The organism is Marinicauda salina, assembly GCF_003122085.1.
GTDB classification, from domain to species: Bacteria; Pseudomonadota; Alphaproteobacteria; order Caulobacterales; family Maricaulaceae; genus Maricicauda_A; species Maricicauda_A salina.
This window is the reverse complement of the sequence record NZ_QEXV01000001.1, coordinates 988,686-1,013,954: the sequence shown is the minus strand read 5'-3', so window position 1 is coordinate 1,013,954 and position 25,269 is coordinate 988,686. Positions and strand designations below refer to the sequence as shown.

General features: G+C 71.3%; 28 protein-coding genes. 13 read left to right on the top strand and 15 right to left on the bottom strand.

Translation table 11 applies throughout. The features are described from left to right. Positions 1-9 precede the first annotated feature (9 nt). Positions 10-504 (top strand): DUF3429 domain-containing protein, encoded by a 495-nt coding sequence (locus tag DDZ18_RS04640; protein WP_158272071.1) that lies wholly within the window; start codon positions 10-12, stop codon positions 502-504. Between the two features lie 219 nt (positions 505-723). On the opposite strand, the gene pdeM is transcribed toward DDZ18_RS04640, so the two are convergent. Together pdeM and DDZ18_RS04630 are read right to left on the bottom strand one after the other, a co-directional pair. After that, positions 724-1,422, bottom strand: coding sequence for a ligase-associated DNA damage response endonuclease PdeM (pdeM, locus tag DDZ18_RS04635; RefSeq protein WP_109252155.1), 699 nt, complete (start codon positions 1,420-1,422; stop codon positions 724-726). Between the two features lie 199 nt (positions 1,423-1,621). After that, positions 1,622-4,231, bottom strand: coding sequence for a ligase-associated DNA damage response DEXH box helicase (locus DDZ18_RS04630; RefSeq protein ID WP_109252154.1), 2,610 nt, complete (start codon positions 4,229-4,231; stop codon positions 1,622-1,624). Positions 4,232-4,349: 118 nt separating this feature from the next. On the opposite strand from DDZ18_RS04630, the gene DDZ18_RS04625 reads away from it, so the two are divergent. After that, positions 4,350-6,563 (top strand): prolyl oligopeptidase family serine peptidase, encoded by a 2,214-nt coding sequence (locus DDZ18_RS04625; RefSeq protein WP_109252153.1) that lies wholly within the window; start codon positions 4,350-4,352, stop codon positions 6,561-6,563. Positions 6,564-6,758: 195 nt separating this feature from the next. Beyond that, positions 6,759-7,547: a hypothetical protein gene (locus DDZ18_RS04620; RefSeq protein WP_146190604.1), complete on the top strand. Its 789-nt coding sequence runs from the start codon at positions 6,759-6,761 to the stop codon at positions 7,545-7,547. A gap of 3 nt (positions 7,548-7,550) precedes the next feature. Here DDZ18_RS04620 and DDZ18_RS04615 read toward each other — a convergent pair whose 3' ends face one another. The 3 genes from DDZ18_RS04615 to DDZ18_RS04605 all read right to left on the bottom strand — a co-directional run bounded on the left by DDZ18_RS04615 (position 7,551) and on the right by DDZ18_RS04605 (position 10,141). Further along, positions 7,551-8,180: a glutathione S-transferase family protein gene (locus DDZ18_RS04615; protein ID WP_109252151.1), complete on the bottom strand. Its 630-nt coding sequence runs from the start codon at positions 8,178-8,180 to the stop codon at positions 7,551-7,553. Between the two features lie 66 nt (positions 8,181-8,246). After that, positions 8,247-8,441, bottom strand: coding sequence for a DUF3008 family protein (locus DDZ18_RS04610; protein ID WP_109252150.1), 195 nt, complete (start codon positions 8,439-8,441; stop codon positions 8,247-8,249). A 56-nt stretch (positions 8,442-8,497) separates the two neighbouring features. Beyond that, positions 8,498-10,141, bottom strand: a complete 1,644-nt coding sequence (locus DDZ18_RS04605; protein ID WP_109252149.1) for an AbgT family transporter — start codon at positions 10,139-10,141, stop codon at positions 8,498-8,500. Positions 10,142-10,292: 151 nt separating this feature from the next. On the opposite strand from DDZ18_RS04605, the gene DDZ18_RS04600 reads away from it, so the two are divergent. From DDZ18_RS04600 to DDZ18_RS04580, 5 genes are all read left to right on the top strand, one after another. Next, complete coding sequence (locus DDZ18_RS04600; RefSeq protein WP_109252148.1) at positions 10,293-11,135, top strand: mechanosensitive ion channel family protein; 843 nt, start codon at positions 10,293-10,295, stop codon at positions 11,133-11,135. A gap of 48 nt (positions 11,136-11,183) precedes the next feature. Then, on the top strand, positions 11,184-11,501 hold the full coding sequence (locus DDZ18_RS04595; protein WP_109252147.1) for a DUF6460 domain-containing protein: 318 nt from the start codon (positions 11,184-11,186) through the stop codon (positions 11,499-11,501). Positions 11,502-11,587: 86 nt separating this feature from the next. Then, the gene (locus DDZ18_RS04590; protein ID WP_109252146.1) at positions 11,588-12,391 is read left to right on the top strand and encodes a response regulator; all 804 of its coding nucleotides are present in this window, start codon (positions 11,588-11,590) and stop codon (positions 12,389-12,391) included. A 49-nt stretch (positions 12,392-12,440) separates the two neighbouring features. After that, the gene (locus tag DDZ18_RS04585) at positions 12,441-12,947 is read left to right on the top strand and encodes a PaaI family thioesterase (protein WP_109252145.1); all 507 of its coding nucleotides are present in this window, start codon (positions 12,441-12,443) and stop codon (positions 12,945-12,947) included. After that, complete coding sequence (locus tag DDZ18_RS04580; protein ID WP_109252144.1) at positions 12,944-13,360, top strand: PaaI family thioesterase; 417 nt, start codon at positions 12,944-12,946, stop codon at positions 13,358-13,360. The genes DDZ18_RS04585 and DDZ18_RS04580 overlap by 4 nt, the downstream gene beginning before the upstream one ends. Here the strand turns inward: DDZ18_RS04580 and DDZ18_RS04575 are convergent. Beyond that, positions 13,357-14,358 carry an NAD(P)/FAD-dependent oxidoreductase gene (locus DDZ18_RS04575; protein ID WP_109252143.1) on the bottom strand — a complete coding sequence of 334 codons (1,002 nt, stop codon included), beginning with the start codon at positions 14,356-14,358 and terminating at the stop codon, positions 13,357-13,359. The genes DDZ18_RS04580 and DDZ18_RS04575 overlap by 4 nt on opposite strands. 37 nt (positions 14,359-14,395) lie before the next feature. On the opposite strand from DDZ18_RS04575, the gene DDZ18_RS04570 reads away from it, so the two are divergent. The 3 genes from DDZ18_RS04570 (at position 14,396) to DDZ18_RS04560 (ending at position 15,428) form a co-directional block, all read left to right on the top strand. Next, positions 14,396-14,809 (top strand): thiol-disulfide oxidoreductase DCC family protein, encoded by a 414-nt coding sequence (locus DDZ18_RS04570; protein WP_109252142.1) that lies wholly within the window; start codon positions 14,396-14,398, stop codon positions 14,807-14,809. Beyond that, positions 14,793-14,954: a DUF2256 domain-containing protein gene (locus DDZ18_RS04565; RefSeq protein ID WP_109252141.1), complete on the top strand. Its 162-nt coding sequence runs from the start codon at positions 14,793-14,795 to the stop codon at positions 14,952-14,954. The genes DDZ18_RS04570 and DDZ18_RS04565 overlap by 17 nt, the downstream gene beginning before the upstream one ends. A 147-nt stretch (positions 14,955-15,101) precedes the next feature. Beyond that, the gene (locus DDZ18_RS04560) at positions 15,102-15,428 is read left to right on the top strand and encodes a UrcA family protein (RefSeq protein ID WP_158272070.1); all 327 of its coding nucleotides are present in this window, start codon (positions 15,102-15,104) and stop codon (positions 15,426-15,428) included. Between the two features lie 84 nt (positions 15,429-15,512). On the opposite strand, the gene DDZ18_RS04555 is transcribed toward DDZ18_RS04560, so the two are convergent. Beyond that, positions 15,513-16,430, bottom strand: coding sequence for a histone deacetylase family protein (locus DDZ18_RS04555; protein WP_109252139.1), 918 nt, complete (start codon positions 16,428-16,430; stop codon positions 15,513-15,515). A gap of 80 nt (positions 16,431-16,510) precedes the next feature. Between DDZ18_RS04555 and DDZ18_RS04550 the strand changes: the two genes are divergently transcribed. Further along, on the top strand, positions 16,511-17,821 hold the full coding sequence (locus tag DDZ18_RS04550) for an MATE family efflux transporter (protein WP_109252138.1): 1,311 nt from the start codon (positions 16,511-16,513) through the stop codon (positions 17,819-17,821). Positions 17,822-17,999: 178 nt separating this feature from the next. On the opposite strand, the gene DDZ18_RS04545 is transcribed toward DDZ18_RS04550, so the two are convergent. Together DDZ18_RS04545 and DDZ18_RS04540 are read right to left on the bottom strand one after the other, a co-directional pair. Continuing rightward, a complete protein-coding gene (locus DDZ18_RS04545) occupies positions 18,000-19,043 on the bottom strand; it encodes a quinone-dependent dihydroorotate dehydrogenase (RefSeq protein ID WP_109252137.1) in 1,044 nt (347 codons plus the stop codon). After that, the gene (locus DDZ18_RS04540) at positions 19,043-19,390 is read right to left on the bottom strand and encodes a DUF952 domain-containing protein (RefSeq protein ID WP_109252136.1); all 348 of its coding nucleotides are present in this window, start codon (positions 19,388-19,390) and stop codon (positions 19,043-19,045) included. The genes DDZ18_RS04545 and DDZ18_RS04540 overlap by 1 nt, the downstream gene beginning before the upstream one ends. A gap of 102 nt (positions 19,391-19,492) precedes the next feature. On the opposite strand from DDZ18_RS04540, the gene DDZ18_RS04535 reads away from it, so the two are divergent. After that, positions 19,493-20,113 carry a S24 family peptidase gene (locus DDZ18_RS04535; protein WP_109252135.1) on the top strand — a complete coding sequence of 207 codons (621 nt, stop codon included), beginning with the start codon at positions 19,493-19,495 and terminating at the stop codon, positions 20,111-20,113. A gap of 2 nt (positions 20,114-20,115) precedes the next feature. Here the strand turns inward: DDZ18_RS04535 and DDZ18_RS04530 are convergent, their stop codons facing one another. From DDZ18_RS04530 to DDZ18_RS04500, 6 genes are all read right to left on the bottom strand, one after another. Then, a complete protein-coding gene (locus DDZ18_RS04530; RefSeq protein ID WP_146190603.1) occupies positions 20,116-20,868 on the bottom strand; it encodes a hypothetical protein in 753 nt (250 codons plus the stop codon). A gap of 176 nt (positions 20,869-21,044) precedes the next feature. After that, positions 21,045-22,643 carry a lysine--tRNA ligase gene (locus DDZ18_RS04520; RefSeq protein ID WP_109252132.1) on the bottom strand — a complete coding sequence of 533 codons (1,599 nt, stop codon included), beginning with the start codon at positions 22,641-22,643 and terminating at the stop codon, positions 21,045-21,047. 83 nt (positions 22,644-22,726) lie between these two features. Continuing rightward, positions 22,727-24,325 (bottom strand): FMN-binding glutamate synthase family protein, encoded by a 1,599-nt coding sequence (locus tag DDZ18_RS04515; RefSeq protein ID WP_109252236.1) that lies wholly within the window; start codon positions 24,323-24,325, stop codon positions 22,727-22,729. Positions 24,326-24,369: 44 nt separating this feature from the next. Next, complete coding sequence (locus DDZ18_RS04510; protein WP_109252131.1) at positions 24,370-24,567, bottom strand: helix-turn-helix transcriptional regulator; 198 nt, start codon at positions 24,565-24,567, stop codon at positions 24,370-24,372. Next, positions 24,564-24,995, bottom strand: a complete 432-nt coding sequence (locus DDZ18_RS04505; protein WP_109252130.1) for a hypothetical protein — start codon at positions 24,993-24,995, stop codon at positions 24,564-24,566. Before DDZ18_RS04505 ends, DDZ18_RS04510 begins: the two co-directional genes overlap by 4 nt. Beyond that, on the bottom strand, positions 24,995-25,249 hold the full coding sequence (locus DDZ18_RS04500; protein ID WP_109252129.1) for a hypothetical protein: 255 nt from the start codon (positions 25,247-25,249) through the stop codon (positions 24,995-24,997). The genes DDZ18_RS04505 and DDZ18_RS04500 overlap by 1 nt, the downstream gene beginning before the upstream one ends. Positions 25,250-25,269: the final 20 nt, after the last annotated feature.

Below are 25,269 nucleotides of genomic sequence, written 5' to 3'. Positions count from 1 at the left end.
GGCGATGCGATGAAGAGACTGGCCGACGCTCCATTCCTTCCGGTCGCTCTGGGCTTCGCCGGGCTGATCCCGTTCGTCGGCGGCGCCGTCGGGCTGGCGATCGGCGGACCGATCGCCCTGCAATCGGCCAACGCCCTGCCGATCTACGCCGCGGTGATCCTGTCCTTCCTGGCCGGCGGGCGCTGGGCGGCCGAGATCGTCATCCGCGCCGACGCGCCGCGCGGCGGGGTGATGCTGTTGTCGGTGCTGATCGCGCTGGCGGGCTGGATCGCGGTGCTGATGCAAGTCTGGAACCGGCCCGGGCTCGGCTTCAACGCCGAACTCGCCGGCTGGCTGGTGCTGATCGCGGGCTTCGCGGTGAGCTATCTCTGGGACCGCGCCGCCGTGCGCGGGGCGACCTTCCCCGAATGGTATCAGCCGCTCAGGCTGCTGCTCACCGGCGGCGCCATGCTGTCGCTGGCCGTCGCCGCCTGGATCCGCACGAGCCCGACCTTCAGCCTGTAGCTTCCATCAAGAGCGCGGCGCCTTCCCTCCCCTCGAGGGGAGGGTCAGGGTGGGGTGCGTTGAACTCCCGGACGCGCCCCAGGCGCGATCCGGGACCTCGGGGCGATCAAGCTCCGGGAGGCCCCGGCTCGCTGCGCGGCCGGGGTTTCAGTTGTGCAGCCCCCACCCCGTCCCTCCCCCGCACGCGGGGGAGGGGGAAAGGTGCGCCGCCGGTCGGATTCAATCCCCCACGCAGCGCCGCGCGGGCACCCGGTAGACCCGGTCGGCGCCGATCATCCAGGCCTCGGGGGCGCGCGCGAACAGCCCGTCATAGGCCGCATCCCGGATATTCAGCCCGCCGGCGAAGGCGCCGAAGGCGGGCAGGATCAGCCGGTCGCCGTCGGTGACGAAGCAGCGCCGGCGCACCGCCCGGCCGCGCCCCCTCACCTTGGCGCAGGGATGGAGATGGCCGGCGATCTCGCCGGCCTGCGGGCCGGGCCGCGGTTCGTGGCGCAGAACGAGCGGGCCGGTCTCGAGCTCGGCGACGATCCGCCCGCCGAAGCGCGGCGGCGGGGCGGGATCGTGATTGCCCTCGATCCAGACCCAGTCGGCGACGGACGCGACGAGATCGGCGAGCGTCCGCGCGTCGTCTTCATGGATGCGCCCGTCGGCGCCGAGATCGTGGAAGCTGTCGCCCAGCGCCACGACGCGGGCGGGCTTCAGCCGCGCGATCGCGTCGGCCAGCCGGGCGAGCGTGGCGCGCGTGTCGTAGGGCGGCAGCAGCGAGCCGCGCGCGGCCAGCCCCGAGCCCTTCTCGAAATGCAGGTCGGCGACCAGCAGCGTCCCGCACGGCTCGACCAGCGCCGCGCCGGAGCGATCCGGAACGATGCGGGCGGTGTTGACGGCGAGGCTTTCGGAGACGGCGGCGGGAGCGGTCATGGGGGGAGGGAAGCCCGGTTCTCAGACCGGTTCAAGCACGGCCGCGCAGCGCGCCGTCGCCGCCGCGACGGTGTCATCCCGGAAGCCCGAAGGGCTATCCGGGACCTACGTTGAACGCTTCCCGACATCGGTTCGCGAGTCCGGTAGGTCCCGGCTCTCCGCGCTTCGCGCTCCGGCCGGGATGACAAGCCAGGCCATTCTATTCCCCCATCGCCTCGGCGATCAGGTCCTCCGACGCCTCGGCGAGGATGGCTTCGGTCGCCGCGCCGTGGACCGCCTCGCGGCCGATCTCGAGCATCACCGGCACGGCGAGCGGCGAGACGCGGTCGAGCCGGACAGGATCGATCCGGCCGGCGATGCGCGCGAGCATGTCCGACAGCCGGCGGATGTCGAGCAGGCCGGCGGCCGCGTCCGCCCAGGCCGCCTGCAGCAGGATGTGGTCGGGCTCGTGGGACCGGAGCACGTCGTAGATGAGGTCGGCCGAGACCGTGACCTGGCGGCCGGTCTTCTCCATCCCCGGGAAGCGGCGCTCGATCAGCCCGGCGATCACCGCGCAATTGCGGAAGGTCCGCTTCATCAGCGCGCTTTCGGCGAGCCAGGCGTCGAGATCGTCGCCCAGCATGTCGGCGCCGAAGAGATGGGCGAAGTCGACGGCGCCCATGTCCTCGAGCCCCCACACCGACAGGGCGTACTCGTTGGCGACGAAGCCCATCGGGCGGAAGCCCGTCCGCTCGAGCCGGCGGGTGAGCAGCATGCCCAGCGTCTGGTGGGCGAGCCGGCCCTCGAAGGGATAGCAGACGAGATAGTGCTTGCCCGCGCGGGGAAAGGTTTCGACCAGCAGGCGGTCGGGCGCCGGGACTTTCGATCGCAGCTGCTGGATCTCCAGCCACTCGCGGACCTGGTCGGGCAGCCGCGTCCAGCCGGCGGGGTCGGAGACCAGCTTGCGCACCCGTTCGGCGAGATAGGTCGACAGCGGGAACTTGCCGCCCTGCCAGGAGGGGATCTTCGCCGCCTCCCCGCCGGCGCGGCTGACCAGCGCGTCGGTCTCGACGATCGCCTCGAAGCGCAGGAGCTCGCCGGCGAAGATGAAGGTGTCGCCGGGGGCGAGCTGCTCGACGAACCATTCCTCGATCTCGCCGAGCTTGCGCCCGCCGCGGCGGGGCGGACTTTTCCCGGAGGCCCCGGCTCGCTTCGCGGCCGGGGTTTCAATCGATGAATTCCCGGGCGAGCCGAAGGCGAGACCCGGGACCTCCCCGCCCCCTCCCCCGAGAACGGGGGAGGAAGCCCCGCCCCGCCCGCGCACCAGCCGCACCGCCAGCATCGGGCTCTCGACGATGGCGCCGACATTCATCCGGTGGCGCTGGGCGACGTCGCGATTGCGGGCGCGCCAGCGGCCCTCGCGGTCCTTCACGATGCGGCGGAAGCGGTCATAGGTCCCCAGCGCATAGCCGCCCGTGGCGACGAAATCGACGATCCGGTCGAAGGTCTTCCGGTCGAGCTCGGCGTAGGGCGCGGCGGCGGTCACCTCGTCGTAGAGGTCGTCGGGCCGGAACGGGTCGCCGCAGGCCCGGCCCATCACGTGCTGGGCGAGCACGTCGAGGCTACCGGCCTTCAAGGGCTCGCCGTCGAGCGCGTTCTCCGCGACGGCCTCGCGCGCCGACAGGCATTCGAGATGCTCGAAGCGATTGGTGGGAACCAGGATCGCCTTCGACGGCGCGTCGAGGCGGTGATTGGCGCGCCCCAGCCGCTGGATCAGCCGGGCCGATCCCTTGGGCGCGCCCACCTGGACGACGAGGTCGACATCGCCCCAGTCGATGCCGAGATCGAGCGTCGAGGTGCACACCACGCCGCGCAGCCGGCCCGCCGCCATCGCCGCCTCGACCTTGCGGCGCTGCTCGACCGACAGCGAGCCGTGATGCAGCGCGATCGGCAGGTTGTCGTCATTGACCGACCACAGCATCTGGAAGACGGCCTCGGCCTGGGAGCGCGTATTGACGAAGACGAGCGCGGTGTTGGCCGTCTTGATGCGTTCATAGACCGCCTCGATCGCGTGGCGTCCGGAATGGCCCGACCACGGAATGCGGGCCTCGGGGGTGAGGATCTCGACCTCGGGCTTCGCGCCGGCCGCGCCGCGGATGACGGTCGCGAAGCGGGCCGCCGCGCCGTCCTGACGGGCCAGCCAGCGCGCATGACCCTGTTCGTCCTTGACCGTCGCCGAGAGCCCGACCCGGCGGGCGTTGGGCGCGTATCGCGAGATGGCGGCGAGGCCCAGCGCCAGGAGGTCGCCGCGCTTGGTCGAGGCGAGCGCGTGGACCTCGTCGACGACGATCGCCCTGAGGTCGGCGAAGAAGGCCGCGGCGTTCTCCTGGGCGCAGAACAGCGCGATCTGCTCGGGCGTGGTGAGCAGGATGTCGGGCGGGCTGCGGCGCTGGCGCGAGCGCTTCGCCGCGGGCGTGTCGCCGGTGCGCGTCTCGATCCTGAGCTTCAGCCCCATCTCCTCGACGGGGGTGGTCAGGTTGCGCGCGACGTCCTGCGACAGCGCCTTCAGCGGCGAGACATAGAGCGTGTGGAGCCTGTGCGCGCGACCCGGGCCCTCGGCGCGGGCGATGTCGGCGAGCTCGATCAGGCTCGGCAGGAAGCCGCCCAGCGTCTTGCCCCCGCCGGTGGGCGCGATCAGCAGCGCGTCCTCGCCGCGGCGGGCCGCCTCGATCATGGCGAGCTGGTGGTCGCGCGGCGTCCAGCCGCGCGCGGCGAACCAGTCGGCGAAGACCGGAGAGAGCGCGGCCGGGGCGGCGGAGGCGTCGGGCATGGCTTCCGAGATAACCCGGCGCCGCCGCGCCGCCCAGCCCTGCAGCGCGGCGTGTCGACACGGCGCGGCCGCCTGCTTAGCCTCCGGGCAAATCGCCGATCGCCCGGGAGATCCGTCCATGCGCCTTGCGCTTTCCGTCTTCGCCGCCGCCTTCCTGCTCGCCGCCTGCGACCCGGCCGAGACGCCGGACGCGACCGAAACCGATGCGGCCGCCGCCCCGCGGGAGACCGCGGGCCCGGCCGCGCCGGACTATCCCGAGACCCGCCGCGGCGACGTCGTCGACGTCTACCAGTCGGCCGCGCATGGCGAGGTGGAGGTCGCCGATCCCTATCGCTGGCTGGAGCAGGACGTGCGCGAGGCCCCGGAGGTCGCCGAGTGGGTCGAAGCCCAGAGCGCGGTCACGCAGGACTATCTCGACCAGCTGCCGGGCCGCGACGCCATCGCCGAGCGCCTGGGCGAGCTGTGGAACTACGAGCGCTACGGCCTGCCCGAGCGGCGCGGCGACCGCTATTTCTACACCCGCAATGACGGGCTGCAGGACCAGTCGGTGCTGATGGTCCAGGACGGCCTCGACGGCGCGCCGCGCGCGCTGCTCGATCCGAACACGTGGTCGGAGGACGGCACGCTGGCGCTCGCCGCCTGGGAGCCCTCTCCCGACGGCTCGCTGGTGGCCTTCTTCGAGCAGGACGGCGGGTCCGACTGGCGCACGCTCAGAATCGTCGACGTCGAGACCGGCGAGCGGCTGGACGACTCGGTGCGCTGGGTGAAGTTCTCCGACATCGCCTGGGCGGCCGACGGGTCCGGCGTCTACTACTCGCGCTATCCCGAGCCCGCCGAAGGCGAGGAATTCACCTCGCTCAACACCGACCAGGCCGTCTATTTCCATGAAGTGGGAACGGGCCAGGACGAGGACCGCGAGGTCATCTCCGACCCGGACAATCCGGAGGTCGGCTGGAACGCCGAGGTCTCCCACGACGGCCGCTACCTGGTGCTGACCACCTGGACGGGCACGGACGGCAACGGGGTCCGGGTCCTCGACCGCGAGGCGCCGGACGCCGAGCCGGTCACGCTCTTCGAAGGCTTCGACAACAATCACCTCTATGTCGGCAATACCGGCGAGACCTTCTTCTTCCACACCGATCTCGACGCGCCCAACGGGCGCATCGTCGCCGTCTCGCTGTCGGACCCGGACACGCTCGTCGACGTCATCGCCGAGGGCGAGCACCCGATCACCGACGCCTCCCATGTCGGCGGCCATCTGATCGTGGAGACCATGCGCGACGTGGCCAGCGCGGTGACCGTCTACACCACGGACGGCGAGCCGGTGCGCGAGGTGGAGCTGCCCGGGCTGGGCGTGGCGTCCGGCTTCGAGGGCGATCCCGCCCGCGCGGAGACCTTCTTCTCCTACGAGAGCCTGAACCAGCCCGCCGCGCTCTACCGCTACGACGTGGAGACCGGCGAGGCCGAGACGTTCCGGGCGCCGGAGCTGGCCTTCGACCCGGACGATTATGTCGTGAGCCGGACCTTCTACGAGAGCACCGGCGGGGCGCGCATCCCGCTGTTCATCGCGCATCATCGCGACGTCGATCCGAACGGCGCGCGTCCGACCCTGATCTACGGCTATGGCGGCTTCGCCATCACCCGGCGGCCGGACTTCGACCCGCCCCGCCTGCAATGGATGGAAATGGGCGGGGTCTACGCCATCGCCAATCTGCGCGGCGGCTCGGCCTATGGCCGCGACTGGCACAACGCCGGCCGGCTGGAAAACAAGCAGAACGTGTTCGACGACTTCATCAACGCCGGCCGGGCGATGATCGAGATGGGCTGGACCAGCCCGGACCATCTCGCCATCCACGGCCGCTCCAATGGCGGGCTGCTCGTCGGCGCGGTGGCCAACCAGGCGCCGGATCTGTTCGCCGCCGCGCTGCCGGCCGTGGGCGTGATGGACATGCTGCGCTTCAACCAGTTCACCGCCGGGCGGTTCTGGGTCGACGATTACGGCAGCCCGCAGGACCCGGAGATGTTCGACGTCCTGCACGCCTACTCGCCGTATCACAACATTCCCGAGACCGGAGAGTATCCCGCCACGCTGATCACCACGGCCGACACCGACGACCGCGTGGTTCCCGGCCACTCGTTCAAGTACGCCGCCGCCCTGCAGGCCGCCGACACCGGCGACGCGCCGACGCTCATTCGCATCGAGACGCGCGCCGGCCACGGCTCGGGCACGCCGGTCTCCAAGCTGATCGACAAGGCCGCCGACCGCTGGGCCTTCATCGCCTGGCATACCGGACTGGAGACGCCGGCGGCGGGCGGCGGGGAAGCCGAATGATCGCGGCGACGCGCGACGCACCGGAGATCGAATCCGCATGAGCGAGCGCTCGAGCGCTACCAGGCGATCCTCGCTGCGCTTCGGGCCGACACGCCGCGTCCCGGTAGGGAGGCCGCGCCGTTCGCCGCCGCCGCCCTGCTCGCGGGCGAAGGCGAGCCCGACGCCCTCGCGGACCGGACGCGCCGCACCCATCGGATGCTGGCCACGGCGCTGGGAGGCTGCCGGGCGCCGACGGGTTCGATGCGCTGGGTCTACGCCGCGATTCTCACCGCGCACGACGCCGAGGCGCGGACCTATCTCGACATGCGCGACCGGGTGCGCGCGGAGTCGAAGCGCGCAAGGCTCGGCGTCCACGCCGGCGGCTCGCGCGCCGCGCTGGTGCTCTGCGTCGCCGGCGAGCCGACCGCCGAGGCGGTTCGGCGCTTCTTCGCGATGAAGCGCGCGCTCCAGCCGCCCTGGTGGCGGCGCAATGGGGCGATCACCGACACCTTCGCCGCCGCCCACGCCGCCGCGAGCGCCGATCCACGCACGGTCGTCGCGGCGCGCGAGGCCGCCGAGGCCGTCTTCGCCGAACATCCGAAAGCGAAAGGCCACAGGCGGGAAGGCGCGCGCCTGTGCGCGCTCGCCGAGGCCGATCCGCGCGAGACCCTGGCGCGCTTCGAACGCGTCGAGACCGCCCGGCGCGAGGAGCGCTATCTCAAGGGCCGGAGCGATCGATCCCTTGCGATGGAGTGGGCCGCCCAGGGCATGGATGCGGCGGACGTCGCCGAACTGGCCGCGATCATGCGCGCCCTGCCGAAGCCGGCCCCCTCCATCGGGCACGGCCGGGCGCGGCTGGCGCATCTCGTGCTGACGGCCGGCGCCGGCGGCTCTCCGGCCGGCGCGGCGGGCGCCTTGTCGGCCGTTCTGGCCGCGCAGGCCGCCGTCGTCGCGGCTTCGGCCGCCGCCGCCAGCACGGCGGCCACCACCGCGGCGGGCAGCTAGGGCTCAGGCCGCCGCGGCCTCGTCGATGATCTCGCGCATGCGCTGGTAGGCCGGCCGGACGCGAATGCGCTCGAGCCAGGCCTTCGTCGCCGGGCGCTTGGCGAGCGCGCCGGCGGCGTCGGCGTTGTCGAGCTGGAAGCCCATCAGGCAGTCCGCGGCGGTGAAACGGTCGCCGGCGAAATAGTCGTGCTCCGACAGGCGCGCCTCGATGACCCCCATCGCCTTGTCGCGCTCGGCGCTCATGTACTCGGCGAGGAAGCTGTCGCTGAGACCGGTCGCGTCGAGATAAACGAAGATCAGGCTGGGCAGGAAGACCGCGCCCTCCGCGGCGTGCATCCATTCGAGATAGTCGGGAAAGTCGAGTTCCTCCGCCCGGGGATGCAGCCGGTGGTCGGGGTCGTGGCGCGCCAGCAGGTATTGCGCGATCGCGCCGGTCTCGGCGACGACGACCTCGCCGTCCTCCAGCAGCGGCGCCTTGCCCATGCCGTGGATCTTCAAAAGCCCCGGCGGGGCGAGCCGGGTCTGCGCGTCGCGCTCGTGGCGGACGAGCTCGTATTCCGCGCCGAGCTCCTCGAGCAGCCAGACGATGCGCTGCGAGCGCGAGGCGTTGAGATGGTGCAGCCTGAGCGTCAAGGATCCCTCCCTCTATGTGCGAGGGGGGATGCTAGGTCGGCGACGCCCGCGGGCAAAGACGGCGGACTACTCTTCCTCGTCGTCGGCGGTCTCGGGGAGATCCTCGCGCGCGGTCGAGGCGAGGTCCTCGAGCTCCTTCTCCGACATCGTCTCGTACATCTCGAAGGCGGCGTCGCCGAGCGTGTCGGGGTCGACCTCGCCGCGCTTGGCGGCGAGCGCCGCGCCGGCGGCCTTCTGCTGGGCTTCGGATTTCGCGGGCATGGCGGTCCTCCCGGCTGCGTCACGGACACAACCGGGAGGACGCCATTGGGTTCCCGTCAGCCGCCGAGCGAGGCGGGCAGCTCGTAGCCGACCGGCGCGCCCGGACCGAGCGGGATGCCGAGATAGACCCAGATGATCGTCATGATCACGCCGGTGATGAGCAGCCAGATCGAGTACGGGATCATCGCCGCGGTCAGCGAGCCCAGCCCGAAGCCCGGCACCCAGCGCCGCGCGAACACGAGCACCAGCGGGAAATAGACCATCAGCGGAGTGATGATGTTGGTCGCGCTGTCGCCGACGCGATAGGAGGCCGTGGCCATTTCCGGACTGATGCCCAGCAGCATCAGCATCGGCACGAGCACGGGGGCGACCAGCGCCCACTTCGCGCTCGCCGAGCCGACGAACAGGTTGAGCACGCCGGTGAACACCACCAGCAGGCCGAGCACGATCGGCAGCGGCAGGCCGGAGGATTCGATGGCGTTCGCCCCGTTCACCGCCGAGATCAGGCCCAGCCGCGACAGGTTGAACATCTCGACGAAATAGGCGGCGAAGAAGGCGAGCACGAGATAATAGCCCATGTCCTTCATCGCCCCGGCCATCATGTCGACCAGGTCGCGGTGGTTCTTGATGGTTCCCGCCGTCGCGCCGTAGGCCCAGCCGGCGAAGATGAACAGGATCATGAAGCCCGCCACCAGCGAGGAGAAGAACGGCACCAGCGCCTGGGTGACGCTGAGGCTCGGATCCTCGTCGAACAGCGGGACGTCGCCGCCATAGAGCGAATTCGCCCCGCCGGTGAACAGCGCGACGGGATCGATCGTCAGGAACAGCCACAACAGCATGATGGCGAACACCATCAGCCCGGCGTTGCGCAGGCCGGCGCGCTGCTTCTTCGTCAGCGGCGCGCTGGGGTCGTCGTCGTCCTCCACGTCGGGCGGGGTCGCGCCGCCCGTCCAGGGCCCGAGCCGGGGCTCGATGATCTTGTCGGTGACGAACCAGATCACCGGCAGGTAGATGAAGGTCATCACCGCGATGAAGAACCAGTTGCCGGCGATGTTCATCGTCCAGTCGGGGGTGAGCGCGACGACGGCCTCTTCGGTGATGCCGAAGAGCAGCGCGTCGAGCTGGCCCGGAAAGAGGTTGGCGGAGAAGCCGCCGGACACGCCGGCGAAGGCCGCGGTGATGCCCGCGATCGGGTGTCGGCCCGCCGCGGCGAAGATCACGCCGGCAAGCGGGATCAGCACGACATAGGCCGCGTCGGCGGCGAGATTGCCCATCATCGCGGTGAAGGCGACCGCCGGGGTGAGCAGCGCGGCCGGCGCGCTGCGCACGCCCGCGCGCATCGCCGTGCCGAATAGGCCCGCGCGCTCGGCCACGCCCGCGCCGAGCATCACGACCAGCACATATCCGAGCGGGTGGAAGCCGGTGAAGATCTCCGGCATCTCGACGAGCAGATGCTCGAGGCTCGCCGCCGAGAACACGCTCGTGGCCGCCACGACCTCCGCCGCGCCGGAGGCGTCGGTCTGCGTCGGATGCAGGACCGACACCCCCATCGAGGCGGTCACCTGCGAGACGATCGCCATCGCGATGATCAGATAGAGAAAGATGAAGACCGGGTCCGGCAATCGATTGCCCGCCCGCTCGATGAGGCCGAGTATCCCCTTCTGGTGCTCGACCATCTGCCCTGAGCTGCTATCGCTCATTTCTCGCTCCCCTCCCGTTTCGAAGTCTCCGCTTCGGCGGCGGCGATAATCGACCATTCCCGTCCGCGGAAAAACCCCTTCGTGGAACCGCTCGCCGGGGGGCGTGGTTGATGCTATCTCAACCAGGCAGGAACCAATTCAGGGGCGCATTATGGAACTACCCGCACTCGAAGGCCTGAACGCCGAAGCGATCGTCGACTACGTCACGACGGTCGGGGCCGCGGCGCTGCTCAACGTGGTGTTCGCCGCGATCATGCTCATCATCGGCTTCATGGTCGCGGGCGGGGTGAGCCGCGCCGTGCGGCGCGCCGGCGAGCGCAGCGAGCGGCTCGACAACACGCTGGCGGGCTTCTTCGCCTCGCTGGTCAAGTACGGCATCCTCGCCGTCGTCCTCATCGCGGTGCTCAACCGCTTCGGCGTCGAGACCACATCGATCGTCGCCGCGCTCGGCGCGGCGGTGCTGGCCATCGGCTTCGCACTGCAGGGCACGCTGTCGAACCTGGCCGCCGGGGTGATGATCGTCTTCTTCCGGCCCTACGCGCTCGGCCACTATGTCGAGATCGCCGGTTCGGCGGGCACGGTGAAGGACATCACGCTGTTCTACACCGAGCTCAACACGCCCGATAACGTCCAGGTCATCGTGCCCAACGGCCAGGCCTGGGGCGGCGTGATCACCAACTACTCGGCCTACCCGACGCGGCGCGCCGACTTCGTCTTCTCGATCTCCTACGACGACGACATCGACAAGGCCCAGAAGGTGATCCGCGACGTGTTCGAGGCCGACGAGCGCGTCATGAAGGACCCCGAGCTCTTCGTCGAGGTGAGCGGCCACGGGGCGTCCTCGGTCGATCTCACGGTGCGCGCCTGGGTGAAGGCGGCCGACTACTGGCCGCTGCACTTCTCGATGCTGAAGGCGGTCAAGCAGGCCTTCGACGCCAACGACATCGAAATCCCCTACCCTCACCAGGTGGAGATCCAGAAACAGGCGAGCTGACGGCGCGCCGCCACGCCCGCGCCGCATTCCGGGGCGAGGAATGGGACGATGAACGAGCACTCAGAGCACACGGCCCGGCGCAAGAGCTTCTTCAAGCGCGTGGTGGAGGTCCGCCCCTCGGACCTGCTGATCATCTTCTTCCTGTGCGTGCTCGCCGGGCTCGTGCTCGCGGTGTTCAACGTCGATCCCGCCTCGCTCTGGGTGAACTTCTTCGAGGCCGTCGGCGACGTCTGGCGGCGCTTCTTCGAGATCATCGGCGACTCGCTCGAATGGGCGATCCAGTACTTCTTCCTCGGCGCCGTCCTGGTGATCCCGATCTGGATCGTCTGGCGCATCGTGCGCGCGCTCGGCCGCTCCAGGCGTTAACCGTCCGCTCACCAGCATCCCGGTTTTGCAGGGAAAATCCGCGCCGCGCGCGGTAGCTTGACGGCCAGCAATCGGGGAAAGCCGGTTTGGCCGACGGGGACCTCCATCGCGAGCCGCAGCAGGCGCGCGCCGACTGGCGCGACCGCCCAGTCGTGATCTGCGACCCGTCCGCCGCCACGCGGCGGCTCACCGCGAGCCTCCTGCGCTGGGCCGGCGCCGAGCGCGTGATCGCCACGGAAACCCCCGAAGAGGCCCTGTCCGCGATCGCGCCGGCCGCCTCCCCGCTGGTCGTGGCCGACTGGCGCACGGGCGATCGCACGGGGCTCGCGCTCGCGGCCATGCTGCGCCGGTCCGAACTCGCCGGCCGCTCCGCCCCCATTCTTGTGCTCACCGACCGCGCCCGCGCCGCAGACGTCGAGACCGCCCGCGACACCGGCGTGAGCGGCTTCGTCGTGCGGCCCGTGTCCCGCCTCGACCTGACCGACCGCCTCTCGACGCTGGCGCGCCAGCCCGCGCCCTGGGTCGAGACCGCCGGCTACGCCGGGCCAGACCGGCGCCGTCGCCGGACCGAGGACCTCCCCGGCCCCTGGAAGCGCGGCGCGGACGTCGAGAGCGGGCTGACCACGCCGCTGGCGGCCGCGCAGGCCCAGGCCGAGGACATGGCGTTGCGCATGATCCGGCGCGGCGATCCGATCGCGGCGCGCGTCGGCCGCTCGCTCAAGCAGTATCTCACCGCGGCGCCCCAACTCGACGCCGAGGCCGAGGAAGTCATCCGGCTTCATCGCAGCGCGCTGGCCCGCCTGCAGGGCCTGCACGAGGCCGACGCCGAGCTCCGCCTCGAGCTGGTCTCCGGCCTCGAGACGATCGTGTCGCGACGCGCCGCCGCCTGAGGCGCGCATCCGTCTGGCCTCGCCGTCCGGCGGGGTCTAGAACGCTTCCATGACCGACGACATCCAGGCCCGGCTCGACTCCCTCGCGCCGCTCATCGTGCAGGGCTCGCCCCACGCCGCCGCGCTGGGATTCGAGCTGATCTCGATCACGCCCGGGGCGGCGTCGATGCGCGCGCCTTATCGCGAGGACCTGATCGGCGATCCCGAGACGCGCGTGCTGCACGGCGGCGTCGTGACCGCCCTGCTCGACCACGCCTGCGGGATGGCCGCCTTCGCCGGCATGGGCGGGGAAGAACCCACCGCCACGCTCGACTTGCGTCTCGACTATATGCGCCCGGCCCAGCCGGGGCAGGACGTCATCGCCGAAGCGACCGCGATCAAGACCTCGCGCGTCTTCGCCTTCGTCAGCGCCATCGCCCATGACGGCGATCCCGACGATCCGGTCGCCACGGCGCATGCGGCCTTCATGGTGACGAAGACCGGCCAGGAGGCCGCCGAGCGCGCGCGCAAGTCGATGAAGGACGGCGTCACGCCGATCTCGAGGACGCCGTCATGACCGATCGCCTCGAGCCGCTTCTCTCCAGCCCGTACGTCCAGACCATGGGCGTGCGCTTCGACGATCACGGCGACGAGCTCACCGGCATCCTGCCCTACGCGGAGGAACTCGTCGGCAATCCGCTGATCCCGGCGCTGCACGGCGGGGCGATCGGCGCCTTCATGGAGATCACCGCCTCGGCGGCGTTGATGGCGGCGACGCGACTGAAGGGCCTGCCCAAACCGATCGACGTTGCGGTCGACTATCTCCGACCCGGCCGGCCGAGCAACGTCTACGCCCGCGCCGTAATCGCGCGCGAGGGGTCGCGCGTGGCGAATGTCCGCGTCGAGGCCTGGCAGGGCCGACGCGCCGCGCCGATCGCCACGCTGCACGGCCATTTCCTGATAAAGCCGGAAGCATCGGCGGAAGACTAACCCGCCAGCGCGCGGCCCAGCGCCAGCCCGGACTCCCAGGCGGCCTCGGCGCGCGGGCCGATGCGCCAGTCGCCGGCGCAGCCGAGCGTGCGGCTGGCGTCGAGCCCGGCGGGGCTGTCGGCCGGGGTTTCGACGCGCGCGTAGAGCCAGCGATGGGCCTGCGCCCAGACCGGCTGCGGCAGGCCGAACCGGGCCCGGGCCGCGTCGACGAGCAGGCGGACGACGGCGTCCGGCGCGGTCTCGAGATGGGCGCGCGACCAGTCCGGCGAGGCGTGCAGCACCCAGCTCTGCGGGCCGGTCCGGCCGGGCTTCGCGTTCGTGCGCGCCGCCCATGACAGGCCCCCGCCTTCCAGCCGCGCGGCGTCGAAGCCCGGATCAAACGGCGCATCGAGGACGACCATGACGGCCTGGCACGGCGCCAGGGCGGCGGCGTCCGCTTTCGCGATCAGATCCGCGAAATCGCCGTCGCTGCGCGCGAGGAAGTCGATCAGCTGGGCCGGCGGCTGGGTCAGCGCCAGCCGCGCGAACGGCCCTTCCTCGCGCCCGTCGTCGAAGCGCACCCGCCAGTCGCCGGGTCCGCCGGACACGCAGGCCGCGCGGCGGCCGAACGCGACCTCCAGACCGTCGAGCGCGGTCTTGACCACCGCATTCATCCCGGGCGTCCCGACCCACCGACGACGCGCGGACGCCGGCTCGACCGCTCCGCCCTCCCCGATCGAGACCAGGCGCGCGTCCCACCGCGCCGCCGACCCGGCGGCCTCCGCCTCGGCGAGCAGCGAGGCGAAAGCGTCGCCCTCGGCGGTGACGTATTGCGCGCCGTGATCGATGCGGACCGCGCCGAGCGGCGTCTCGGCGCGACGCGTCGCCATGCGTCCGCCCGGCCCGCGCGCCTTGTCGAACACGACCGGCCGGAAGCCGGCTTCGCTGAGCGCCCCCGCGCAGGCCGCCCCCGCCAGGCCGGCGCCGATCACGGCGGCGTCGCGACGCTCTCCGATCATGCGTGAAATCTCCTCGCGATGCGCTAGATTGCGGAATATGGGCGATCGCGATGCGATATCGAGCGAGGCGGAGCCGGCCGATGCGCCGGAAGTCTATTACGACGGCGCCTGCCCGCTGTGCCGCGCCGAGATCGGCTTCTACCGCGATCGCGGCGCCGAAGCCTGTTTCCGCAACATCGCCGAAGCCGACGCGCCGCCCCCGGAGCTGTCGCGGGACGCGGCGCTCAAGCGCTTCCACGTCCGCCGCCCCGACGGGCGCCTGGTGTCCGGCGCGGCGGCCTTCGCCGAGCTCTGGAAATCCATGCCCGGCTGGCGCTGGCTCGGCCATGTCGCCGCGGTTCCGCCCTTCGTCTGGATCGGCGAGGGGCTCTATCGCGCCTTCCTCATCGTCCGGCCGTCGCTGCAGCGGCTCGCGCGGCGCCTCGAGCGCGGGAATGGCGAAAAATCGTGATCGCCGCGGCCGCAGCCTCGCGAAGGCCGACCTGCCCGAAAAGACCTGCGCGACATGCGGCCGGCCCTTCGCCTGGCGGCGCAAGCGGGCGCGCGACCGGGACCGGGTGAAGTACTGCTCGCGCCGCTGCGCCGGCCGACGCTGATCCTGTCCGCCGCATTACCGATTTGAGAGTCGCGCGTCATCGGCGCGAAAGGCCGCTCGCGCGATGGTCGTCGGGCTGACGACGAAGGACGGGCGCAAAAGACCCCGAAGCGGCGCCGGCGTTGGTCGAAAGAAAGGACTTCCCCCGATGATCTATGCAGCGAAATCGCTGACCGCCGCGCTCATGGCCGCCGCCGCGGCGCCCCTCGCGCAAGCCGGCGAATCCGCCCCGACCGTGCAGGTGATCGCCCTCGACGACGTCGATCTCGCGCGCGCCGATGACGTCGCCGCGCTCCGTCGCGACATCCGGGCCGCATCGCACCGGGTCTGCCGGTCGCGCGGCCGGGACATCGAGGCGCTCAACGCCGAGCGCCGCTGCCGTGAGGCCGCCGAGGAGCGCGCCCTGGCGCAGCTCGACCGGTTTGTCGCCGAAGCCCGCCGCGAAGCCGTCGTCGTCGCCGCCGCGTCCCCCTGATTTCCCGCGTCCCCAAAACGGCCCTTCCGCTCACGAGGCCGTTCCCCTGGCCCCCGCGGGTTCGCCCGCGGGGGGCTTTTTTGCTTAGGCGTAGGCGCGAAGCCCGGCCTTCACCGCCTTGTGAAGCAGGGCGTGCCGGCCCGCCAGCGCGTCGAGATCGCGCGAATAGCCCCCGCCGAGCACGCCGACGAGCGGGACGCCGCGGCGCATCACCGTCTCGACCACCAGCGCCTCGCGCGCGGCCAGGCCTTCGTCGGTGAGGTCGAGCAGGCCGAGCCGGTCGTCGCGATGGGGATCGACCCCGGCGTTGTAGAAGACGAGATCGGGCCGGGCGGCCTCCAGCGCGTCGTCGACGGCGGCGCGGACGGCGGCGAGATAGGCCGCGTCGTCCGTTCCCGGCGGCAGCCCGACATCCATGTCGGAGACCGCCTTGCGGCGCGGCCAGTTGGTCTCGCAATGGACCGACAGCGTGAAGACGCGCGGATCGTGCGCGAAGATGCGCGCCGTGCCGTCGCCCTGGTGGACGTCGAGATCGATCACCAGCGCGCGGCGGATATGACCCTCGGCCAGCAGCAGATTCGCGGCGACGCCGACATCGTTGAACACGCAGAAGCCCGCCCCGCCCGTTCGGTCGGCGTGATGACTGCCGCCGGCGGTGTTGCACGCCGCGCCGTGTTCCAGCGCCAGCCGGGCGGCGAGCACGGTCCCGGCCACGGCGCAGCGCGAGCGCAGGGCGACTGGCTCGGTCATGGGAAAGCCGATACGCCGGGCGACGGCGTCCTCGACCCGGCCGTTCAGGACCGCGTCGACATAGGCCGCGTCATGGGCGAGCTCGAGCCAGCGCGCCGGCGCGGCGACGGGCCGGGCGAAATCCGTCCACTCGGCGACCACGTCGTCCGCAACGAGGCGCTCGGCGACCGCGCGGAACTTGCCCATGGGAAAGCGGTGCGTCGCCGGCAGGTCGCGGGCGACATAGGCCTCGTGGTGAACGATCGGCGGCATCGGGCTCGAAGCTAGCCGCCGGACCGGCCGGGGCAAGCCCGCGCTTGCCGCAGGCCGCGCGACCGCCTAAGCGCACGCCCATGTCCGCCGCCGTCCTCACCCGCCGCGCCGTGCTGGCCAAGGCCGCGCCGATCATGGCCGCCAACATCGCCACGCCGATCGTCGGCCTGGTCGACGTCGCCGTGATCGGACGCACCCAGGACGCCGCCGCGCTGGCCGCGGTCGGGCTCGGCGCGCTGGTGTTCAACGCGCTCTACTGGTCGCTGGGATTCCTGCGCATGGGCGCGACCGCGCTCACCGCCCAGGCCGACGGCCGCGACGAGGAGAGCGAGGTGCGCGCCGTGCTCGTGCGCGGCGCCGGCGTCGGGGCGGCGCTGGGGCTCGTCTTCCTGCTGCTGCAATGGCCGATCCGGGAGGCCGGCTTCGCCGTGTTCTCCGGAACTGCCGAGGTGGAGGGGCTCGGCCGGGCCTATTTCGACGCGCGCATCTGGGGCGCGCCGGCGGCGCTCGCGGGCTTCGCGGTCTATGGCTGGCTGATCGGGCTGGGCCGGACGGGCTTCGCGCTGGCGCTGCAGATCGCGCTCAACGTCGTCAATGCGGGCCTGTCGATCCTGTTCGTCTACGGCCTCGACATGGGCGTGTCCGGGGTCGCCGCAGCCAGCGCGTCGGCGCAGTGGATCCATCTCGCCGCGGCGGGACTGATCGTCGCCGCGGTCTTCCGTCGGCGCGCGCCGGCGCGCCTGCGCCATCTCCTCGCGCCGGAGGCGCTGAAGCGGCTGTTCGCGGTCAATCGCGACATCTTCCTGCGCACGATCGCGCTGATCGCAGGCTTCTACTGGTTCAACGAGGCGAGCCTGCGCGAGGGCGCGGAAGTGCTGGCGGGCAACACCATCCTGCTGCAGTTCATCTCGGTCTTCGCGTTTTTCCTCGACGCCTTCGCCCACGTCACCGAGGGCGCGGTCGGGCGCGCGGCGGGGCGGAAGGACTGGCCGGCCCTCACCCGCGCCTTCCGGCTCACCAGCGAGCAGGCGCTCGCCTTCGGCGCGGGGCTCGGCGTCGTCTTCCTCGTCTTCGGCGAGACCTTCATCGGGCTCATGACCACGGATCCGCAAGCGCGCGCCATGGCGACGCGCTTCCTGCCTTTCTGCGCGGCCGTTCCCCTGATCGGCATGCCGAGCTGGCAACTCGACGGGCTGATGATCGGCACGACGCGCGGCCCGCTCATGCGCAACGCCATGGCCGCCTCGCTCGCGATCTATCTCGCCCTCGACTTCGCGCTGAGACCCGCCTTCGGCGGCGAGGGGCTGTGGCTCGCCTTCCTCGGCTATTACGTCGCCCGCGCGGGCACGCTCGCCGTCGGCTGGCCGGGGCTGCGGCGGGATTTCCGCTGAGAGGGAAGCGCGGTCGTCACCGCCGCCTCTTTCGTCATTCCCGAAGCCGGAGGCTGTCGGGAACCCAGAGAGGTCGCGCGCCATTCGTCCCCTGAGTTCCCGCTTTCGCGGGAATGACGAACAGGGTCAAAGGTAAGGAACCGGACGCAGTGCGTAGCCCACGCGCCATGTCGGTTGCTCACAGATCCGCGCCGACCGCGTCGGAGAGGCGCGCGAAACCGTCGCGCCGGATGAGCTCGGCGAGCCCGTCGCGAATGCGCGTCACGAGCCCGGGCCCCTCATAGACGAGCGCGGTGTAGAGCTGGACGGCGTTCGCCCCGGCGCGGATCTTGGCGTAGGCGGTTTCCGCCGACGACACCCCGCCCACCCCGATGATGGGAAGCTCGGGCCCGGCGGCGCGGCGAAACTCCGCGAGCAGCCGCGTCGAGAGATCGAACAGCGGCGCGCCGGACAGCCCCCCGGTCTCGCGGGCATGGCGGCTTCCCAGCGTGGCCGGCCGCATCGTCGTGGTGTTCGACACGATCAGCCCGGAGATGCGGTGGCGTTCGATCGCTTCGAGGATCGTTTCCACCGCCTCCGGCTCGAGATCGGGCGCGACCTTGAGCAGGACCGGCTCGGCCCAGCGCGCCTCGCTGACCCGGCCGAGCAGGTCGTCCAGCGCTTCGCCGCCCTGCAGCCCCCTGAGCCCGGGCGTGTTGGGCGAGGAGACGTTGAGCGTGAAGAAGTCGGCCAGCCCCGACAGCTCGCGCAGCAGCACGGCGTAGTCGGCGGCCCGATCGGCGGAGTCCTTGTTGGCGCCGAGATTGACGCCGACCACGCCCGGCGCGCGATCGGGCGCGGTCTTTCGGGCCTCGAGCCGGGCCTTCACCGCGTCGAGGCCCTCATTGTTGAAGCCCATGCGGTTGATCACCGCCCGGTCTTCGCGCAGGCGGAACAGGCGCGGCTTCGGGTTGCCCGGCTGCGGGCGCGGCGTGACCGCGCCGACCTCGACGAAGGCGAAGCCGGCGCGCAGGAGCGCGTCGGGAACCTCGGCGTTCTTGTCGAAGCCGGCCGCCAGCCCCACCGGGTGGGGCAGGTCGATGCCCGCCAGCGATGTGCGCAGGATCGCGTCCGGCTGCGTCCGGTCGACCGGGCCGAGCCCGCGCTTGAGCGCCTCGACGCCCGCGCGATGGGCGAGCTCCGGGGGCAGCAGACCGACCGCCCGTGCGGCGAGATCCCGCATCAGGCGAGCTCCTCGGGGAGCCGCCAGGCCCCGTCGGCGTCGCGATGCATCAGGTGGATCGACCGGATCGCCGCGAACGGGATGGATCCGTAGACATGCGGGAAGGTCTCGCCGTCCCGGGACCGCTCCCATTTCAGCGCGTCGCCCAGCGCGCCGGCGTCGATCTCGGCCAGCGCGATGCGGTCGACGCCGGCGAAATGCGCCGCCAGCGTGCCGGCCAGCTGATCACGCGTCGAGCAATGGATGAAGCCGTCGCGGGCGTCGACCGCCTCGCCCTCGAAGGCGCCGGAGACCGACGACGCCGCGAGTGCGGCGGGATCGGCGAAGCGGTAGATCACGTCGGTCATCGCCGCCGCGCTTAGACCGGGCGCGCCCCGGGCGCAAGGCGCTTGCGACTGGACCGCGGACAATAATCCTGTATCCTGACCTTCATCTCATGGGAGGCGGCCATGCTCACCCACGCGCAGATCTGGAGAGGCGTCGACCGGCTCGCCCAGCGCGCCGGTCTTTCGGCGTCCGGACTGGCGCGCAAGGCCGGCCTCGACGCCACCACCTTCAATCCGTCCAAGCGCCGGTCCGAGACCGGCAAGCCGCGCTGGCCCTCCACCGAGAGCCTCGCCAAGGCGCTCGATGCGGCCGGCGCGAGCTTCGAGGATTTCGCCGCGCTGGCCACCGGCGCGACCGGCCGCTCGGTGCCGCTGATCGGGCTGGCCCAGGCCGGCGAGGCCGGCTTCTTCGACGATGCCGGCTTTCCCGTCGGCGCGGGCTGGGAGGAGGTGCGCTTTCCCGGCGTCGCCGACGAGCACGCCTATGCGCTGGAGATCACCGGGGATTCCATGGCGCCCGTCTACCGGCCCGGCGACCGCATCGTGGTCTCGCCGGGCTCGATGCCGCGGCGCGGCGACCGGGTGGTCGCGAAGACCCGCGACGGCGAGGTGATGGCCAAGGAGCTGGGCCGCACCACGGCGAAGACCGCCGAGCTGATCTCCCTCAATCCGGACTACGAAACCCGCGTGCTCGATCTCGCCGAGATCGAGTGGATGGCGCGCATCGTCTGGGCGAGCCAGTAGCCTCAGCGTTCCAGCCGGTCGATCGCATGGGCCTGCGCGGCGACGGGGTCGTCCCGCAGCAGCGACAGCAGGCTCCGCGCCTGGTCGATCATGGCCTCGGCGAAGGCGTCCTCGGGTTCGGCGGCGATCGCGCGCTCGAGCAGCGCCTCGGCGCGTTCGCCGTAGGCGTCCGGGTCCGCCGCGATCAGCGCCAGCGCGAAATGATAGGGGATGCCCGGCTCGTCCGCGGCCATGCGCACGGCGGCCTCGTAGCGCGCGAGACCCTCGTCCAGGGACGCGCCCAGCGTCCCCTCGCCGCCGCGGCGGACGACCTCGAGATGCCAGGCGCCGAGCATGGCGTGGCCCCACGGATCGTCGGGATCGAGGCGGATCGCGGTCGCGATGTGATCGCGCCCCCGCTGCGGCAGGCCGCGCAGATAGGCCATCAGAGGGCTGGTGAAGCGGCCCTGGAAGCCGAGCGCGGCGGCGAGGCGCAGATGGGCGTCGGCGAGCGCATCGTCGATCGCGAGCGCGGCCTCGGCGTGGACGCGCGCCCGGTGCGCGGCGGCCGGCCGGTCGAGACCGGGCTCGTTCGTCATCAGTCGGGCGAGTTCCGCAGCCGCGGCGAGTTCATGGGCGTCGGCGGCCGAACCCTCGCCCGCGATCGCGGCGGCTTCGGCGAAACGCCCCTCGGCATAGGCCGCCCGCGCGCCATCGACGCCGGACGGGTCCGCAAGAGCCGGTCCGGCGGCGACGATCAGTAAGAGACAGGCCATCAGCGCGCGCATCGCCCAAGACATAGCGCACGCCGCCGGCGACGCCAGCAGTCCGCCGCTTCCTTCTACGTCATCGCCGGACTTGCCTGCGCCCGCGAAGGCGGGTGTTCCGGCGATCCAGTTTGGCGGATGGATGGCCGGGACGAGCCCGGCCATGACACGGTTGAGGAGCGACCTCACCCTTGGCTCAGGTCCTCGCCCGCCAGCGCGCGCTCGATGAGCGCGATCGTCTCGGGCAGGCCGTAGATCGCCGCGAAGCCGCCGAAGCGCGGGCCCTGTGACTGGCCGAGCAGCACCTCGTAGAGGCCGCGGAACCAGTCGCGCAGATTGTCGAACTCGTGCGCCTTGCCCGCGGCGTAGACCTCGGTCTGGATCGTCTCGGGATCCTTCTCGGCCGGGTCGAGCGCCTTCAGGCGGCCGACCAAGTCCTCCATCGCGGCGCGCTCGGTCGCGTCGGGCGCGCGGTAGGACTTGGTCGGTTTGACGAAGTCCTCGTAATAGCTGAGCGCGTAGTCCGCCATCCGGTCGAGGAAGGGCTCGGTCTCGGGCGTCGCGTCTGGGGCGTAGCGCGAAATGAAGCCCCACAGCCGGTCCTTGTCGTGGACGTTGGCCGCCGAGACGAGATTGAGCAGGAGCGCGAAGCTGATCGCCGACGATCCCGCCGCGGGCGGCGCGCCGTCATGGATGTGCCAGACCGGGTTCTCCAGCCGCTTGTCGGCGGGCTGGTCCGGATACGCCGCGAGATGCTGGCGGTATTCGTCGACGGCCTTGGGGATGACGTCGAAATAGAGCCGCTTGGCCGTCTTGGGCTTCTGGAACATGTAGAGCGACAGGCTCTCCCACGGCGCGTAGCGCAGCCATTCCTCGACGGCCAGCCCGTTGCCCTTGGACTTCGAGATCTTCTCGCCGTTCTCGTCGAGGAAGAGCTCGTAGTTGAAGCCCTCCGGCGGCAGGCCGCCGAGCGCGCGGCAGATCTTCGACGAGGCGCGCACCGACTCGATGAGGTCCTTGCCGCTCATCTCGTAATCGACGCCGAGCGCGGCCCATCTGAGCGCCCAGTCGGGCTTCCACTGCACCTTCACATGGCCGCCGGTGACGGGGATCTCGGTCTTTTCGCCGTCCTCGTCCTCGAACACGATCGTGCCCTTCGACGGGTTCCGTTCGAGCGTCGGGACCTGCAGCACCTTGCCCGTCTTCGGGCTGACCGGCAGGAAGGGCGAGTAGCTCGCGCGGCGCTCCTCGCCGAGCGTGGGCAGCATCACCGCCATCACGTCGTCGAAGCGCTCGAGCATGGCGAGCAGCGCCTCGTCGAAGCGCCCCGACCGGTATTGCTCGGTCGAGCTCAGGAACTCGTAGTCGAAGTCGAACTGGTCGAGGAAGGCGCGCAGGCGCGCATTGTTGTGATGGGCGAAGCTCTCGTGCGTGCCGAAGGGGTCGGGCACGTCGGTGAGCGGCTTGCCGAGATGCTCGGCCAGCATGTCCCGGTTGGGGACGTTGGTCGGCACCTTGCGGAAGCCGTCCATGTCGTCGGAGAAGGCGACGAGCCTCGTGGGATACTTGTCGTCGGTGAGCACGCGGAAGGCGTGGCGCACCATCGAGGTGCGCGCGACCTCGCCGAAGGTCCCGATATGGGGCAGGCCCGACGGGCCGTAGCCGGTCTCGAAGATGACCGCACCGCCCTTCACGCCGTGGGTCTCGACGCGCTTCTTCACGAGCCGCGCCTGTTCGAAGGGCCAGGCCTTGGCGTTCGCGGCGAGGTCGGCGAGATCGGTCATCGGGGGACGGGCTCCGGCGGAAAGGTTCATACGCGGCCGTGCAGCTAGCGCCGCCCCGCGGCCGCGTCAACGCGCGGGGCCCGTCACGCCGCCTTGCCGACCGGTTCGAAACTGTCGGCGCGGGCGGCCGCCCACTCGGCGGCGTAGCGCGTCGAACCGGGATCGTCGACGAGCTGGCCGGGCTCGAGCTCGGGATAGATCTCGGAGAAGGCGAAAGCCTTGTCGGCGCCCGAGCGCCGCATGATCTGCTCGGGGTGGATGTCCTTGGGATCGTCGCAGCCCGCCGCGGCGCACACCGCAACGAGCGCCTCGACCGTGTTGCGGTGGAAGTTCGCCACCCGCTCGGCCTTGTCGGGAACGACCAGGCCCCGCTGGCGCAAGGGATCCTGCGTGGTCACGCCGGTCGGGCAGCGATTGGTGTGGCACTGCATCGACTGCACGCAGCCCAGCGCGAACATGAAGCCGCGCGCCGAGTTGCACCAGTCCGCGCCGAGCGCGAGCGTCTTGGCGAAGCGCGCGCCGGTGAGGATCTTGCCCGCCGCGCCGATCTTCACCCGGTCGCGCAGCCCGGCGCCGGCCAGCGCGTCGCGCACGATGATCAGCCCGTTGCGCATGGGCGAGCCGATATCGTCGATGAACTCCGTCGGCGCCGCGCCGGTGCCGCCCTCGATGCCGTCGACGACGATGAAGTCGGGCGTGACCTCCGTCTCCAGCATCGCCTTGGCCAGCGCGAAGGTCTCGCTGCGCTTGCCCACGCACAGCTTGAAGCCGACGGGCTTGCCGCCCGACAGCTCGCGCAGGCGGGCGATGAACTCCATCATCTCGATCGGGGTCGAGAACGCGCTGTGGGCGGGCGGGGAGATGCAGTCCTCGCCGATCGCCACGCCGCGCGCCTCGGCGATCTCGGCGTTGACCTTGGTCCCGGGCAGGACGCCGCCATGGCCGGGCTTGGCGCCCTGGGAGAGCTTGATCTCGACCATCTTGACCTGGTCGTCGCGGGCCTGCTCGGCGAAGCGGTCGGGATCGAAGGACCCGTCGTTCGCGCGGCAGCCGAAATAGCCCGACCCGATCTCCCAGATGAGATCGCCGCCGTGACGGTGGTGGCGCGAGATCCCGCCCTCGCCGGTGTCGTGGGCGAAACCGCCCAGCTTCGCGCCCCTGTTGAGCGCCTCGACGGCGCGGCCGCCCAGCGCGCCGAAGCTCATCGCGGAGATGTTGAACAGCGAAGCGTCGTAGGGCTGCGCGCAATCCGGTCCGCCGATCGTCAGCCGTCGCTTGGCGGTCTCCCCGGTCTTCGCCGCGATCGAGTGCTGGATCCACTCGATGTCGGTATGGCGGAAATCCGTCGTCGAGCCGAACGGCTCGACGCCCTCGATATTCTTCGAGCGGCGATAGACGAGCGCCCGCTCCTCGCGGTGGAAGGGCCGGCCGTCGGTTTCGCCCTCGACGAAATAGGAGCGGATGAAGGGGCGGATGCCTTCGGAGACCCAGCGAATGCGGGCGATGGCGGGATAGTTGCGCCACAGCGTGTGATCGCGCTGGACGAGATCGTAGACGCCCACGCCGGCGGCCAGTCCGAACACGGCCGCGGCGATCAGCCACCACGCGCTGACGAAAGCCGCCGCGGCGAGGCTGAGCGCGGCGAGACCGACCGCGAGGGCGAAGGGAATGAAGCGGCGCACGGGAAACAAATTCCCTCACCCCGCGCCGCGTTGCAACGGGCTTCCTACGCCTGCTCGTCGTCGAAGATGTCCTCGATCGGCTTGCCGAAGACCCGCGCGATGCGGAAGGCCAGCGGCAGGGAGGGATCGTACTTGCCCCGCTCCAGCGCGTTGACCGTCTGGCGGGACACGCCCAGCTCGTCGGCGAGCGCCTGCTGGCTCCAGCCGTGCTCGGCTCTCAATTCGCGGAGGATGTTCTTCATTCGTAGCGCCTTTGGGCGAACTGAAGAACGATGATGTAGCCGATCGCCCCGCCGGGCATCGCCGCGGCGGCGAACAGGAACGGCCAGTCCGAGCCTTCCGCGCCGAGGAAGCCCGCCGCCATGCCCGCCATCGTCACCACCCCGCTCACCGCGCCGAAGGCGATGGCCAGCGCTGCGAGATGGATGCGGATCTGAAGCTCATCCAGCGACCGCATCAGCGCGACGAACTCGTAGGCGAGGCCGGCGAGCGCCAGGCAGCAGGCCGCCCAGAGCGCCAGCACCAAGCCCGTTCCCGCGCCCGACTTGGAGAGGATCGCGGTGGCGATGATGAGGCCGCCGAACAGAACCGACAGCGCCGTCGAGCGGACGATGTAGCGCCGCCGCGCCGCCGGCGGCGCCGAGCTCGCCTCCAGGATCACTCTGACCATCAAGCTTCTCCCTGCTTTCCGCCGGTCAGCCGGCGCCAGAGCGCGCGGCGGTTTTCGAACAGCGACCAGCCGAGCACGACGGCGGCGACCCAAATCGCGCCTTCGGTCGCGAAGGCGGCGACGACCACCGCGGCGGTGAAGATCGCCGTCGGCATGTCGGCCGCCCAGACGGCGGCGACGCCGGCCCAGGCGAGGAACACGACGGCGGCGGCGAACACGCCGACGAATCCGCGCAGGCGTTGCTTGAAACTCATGGCGATTTCTCCCGTTTGTC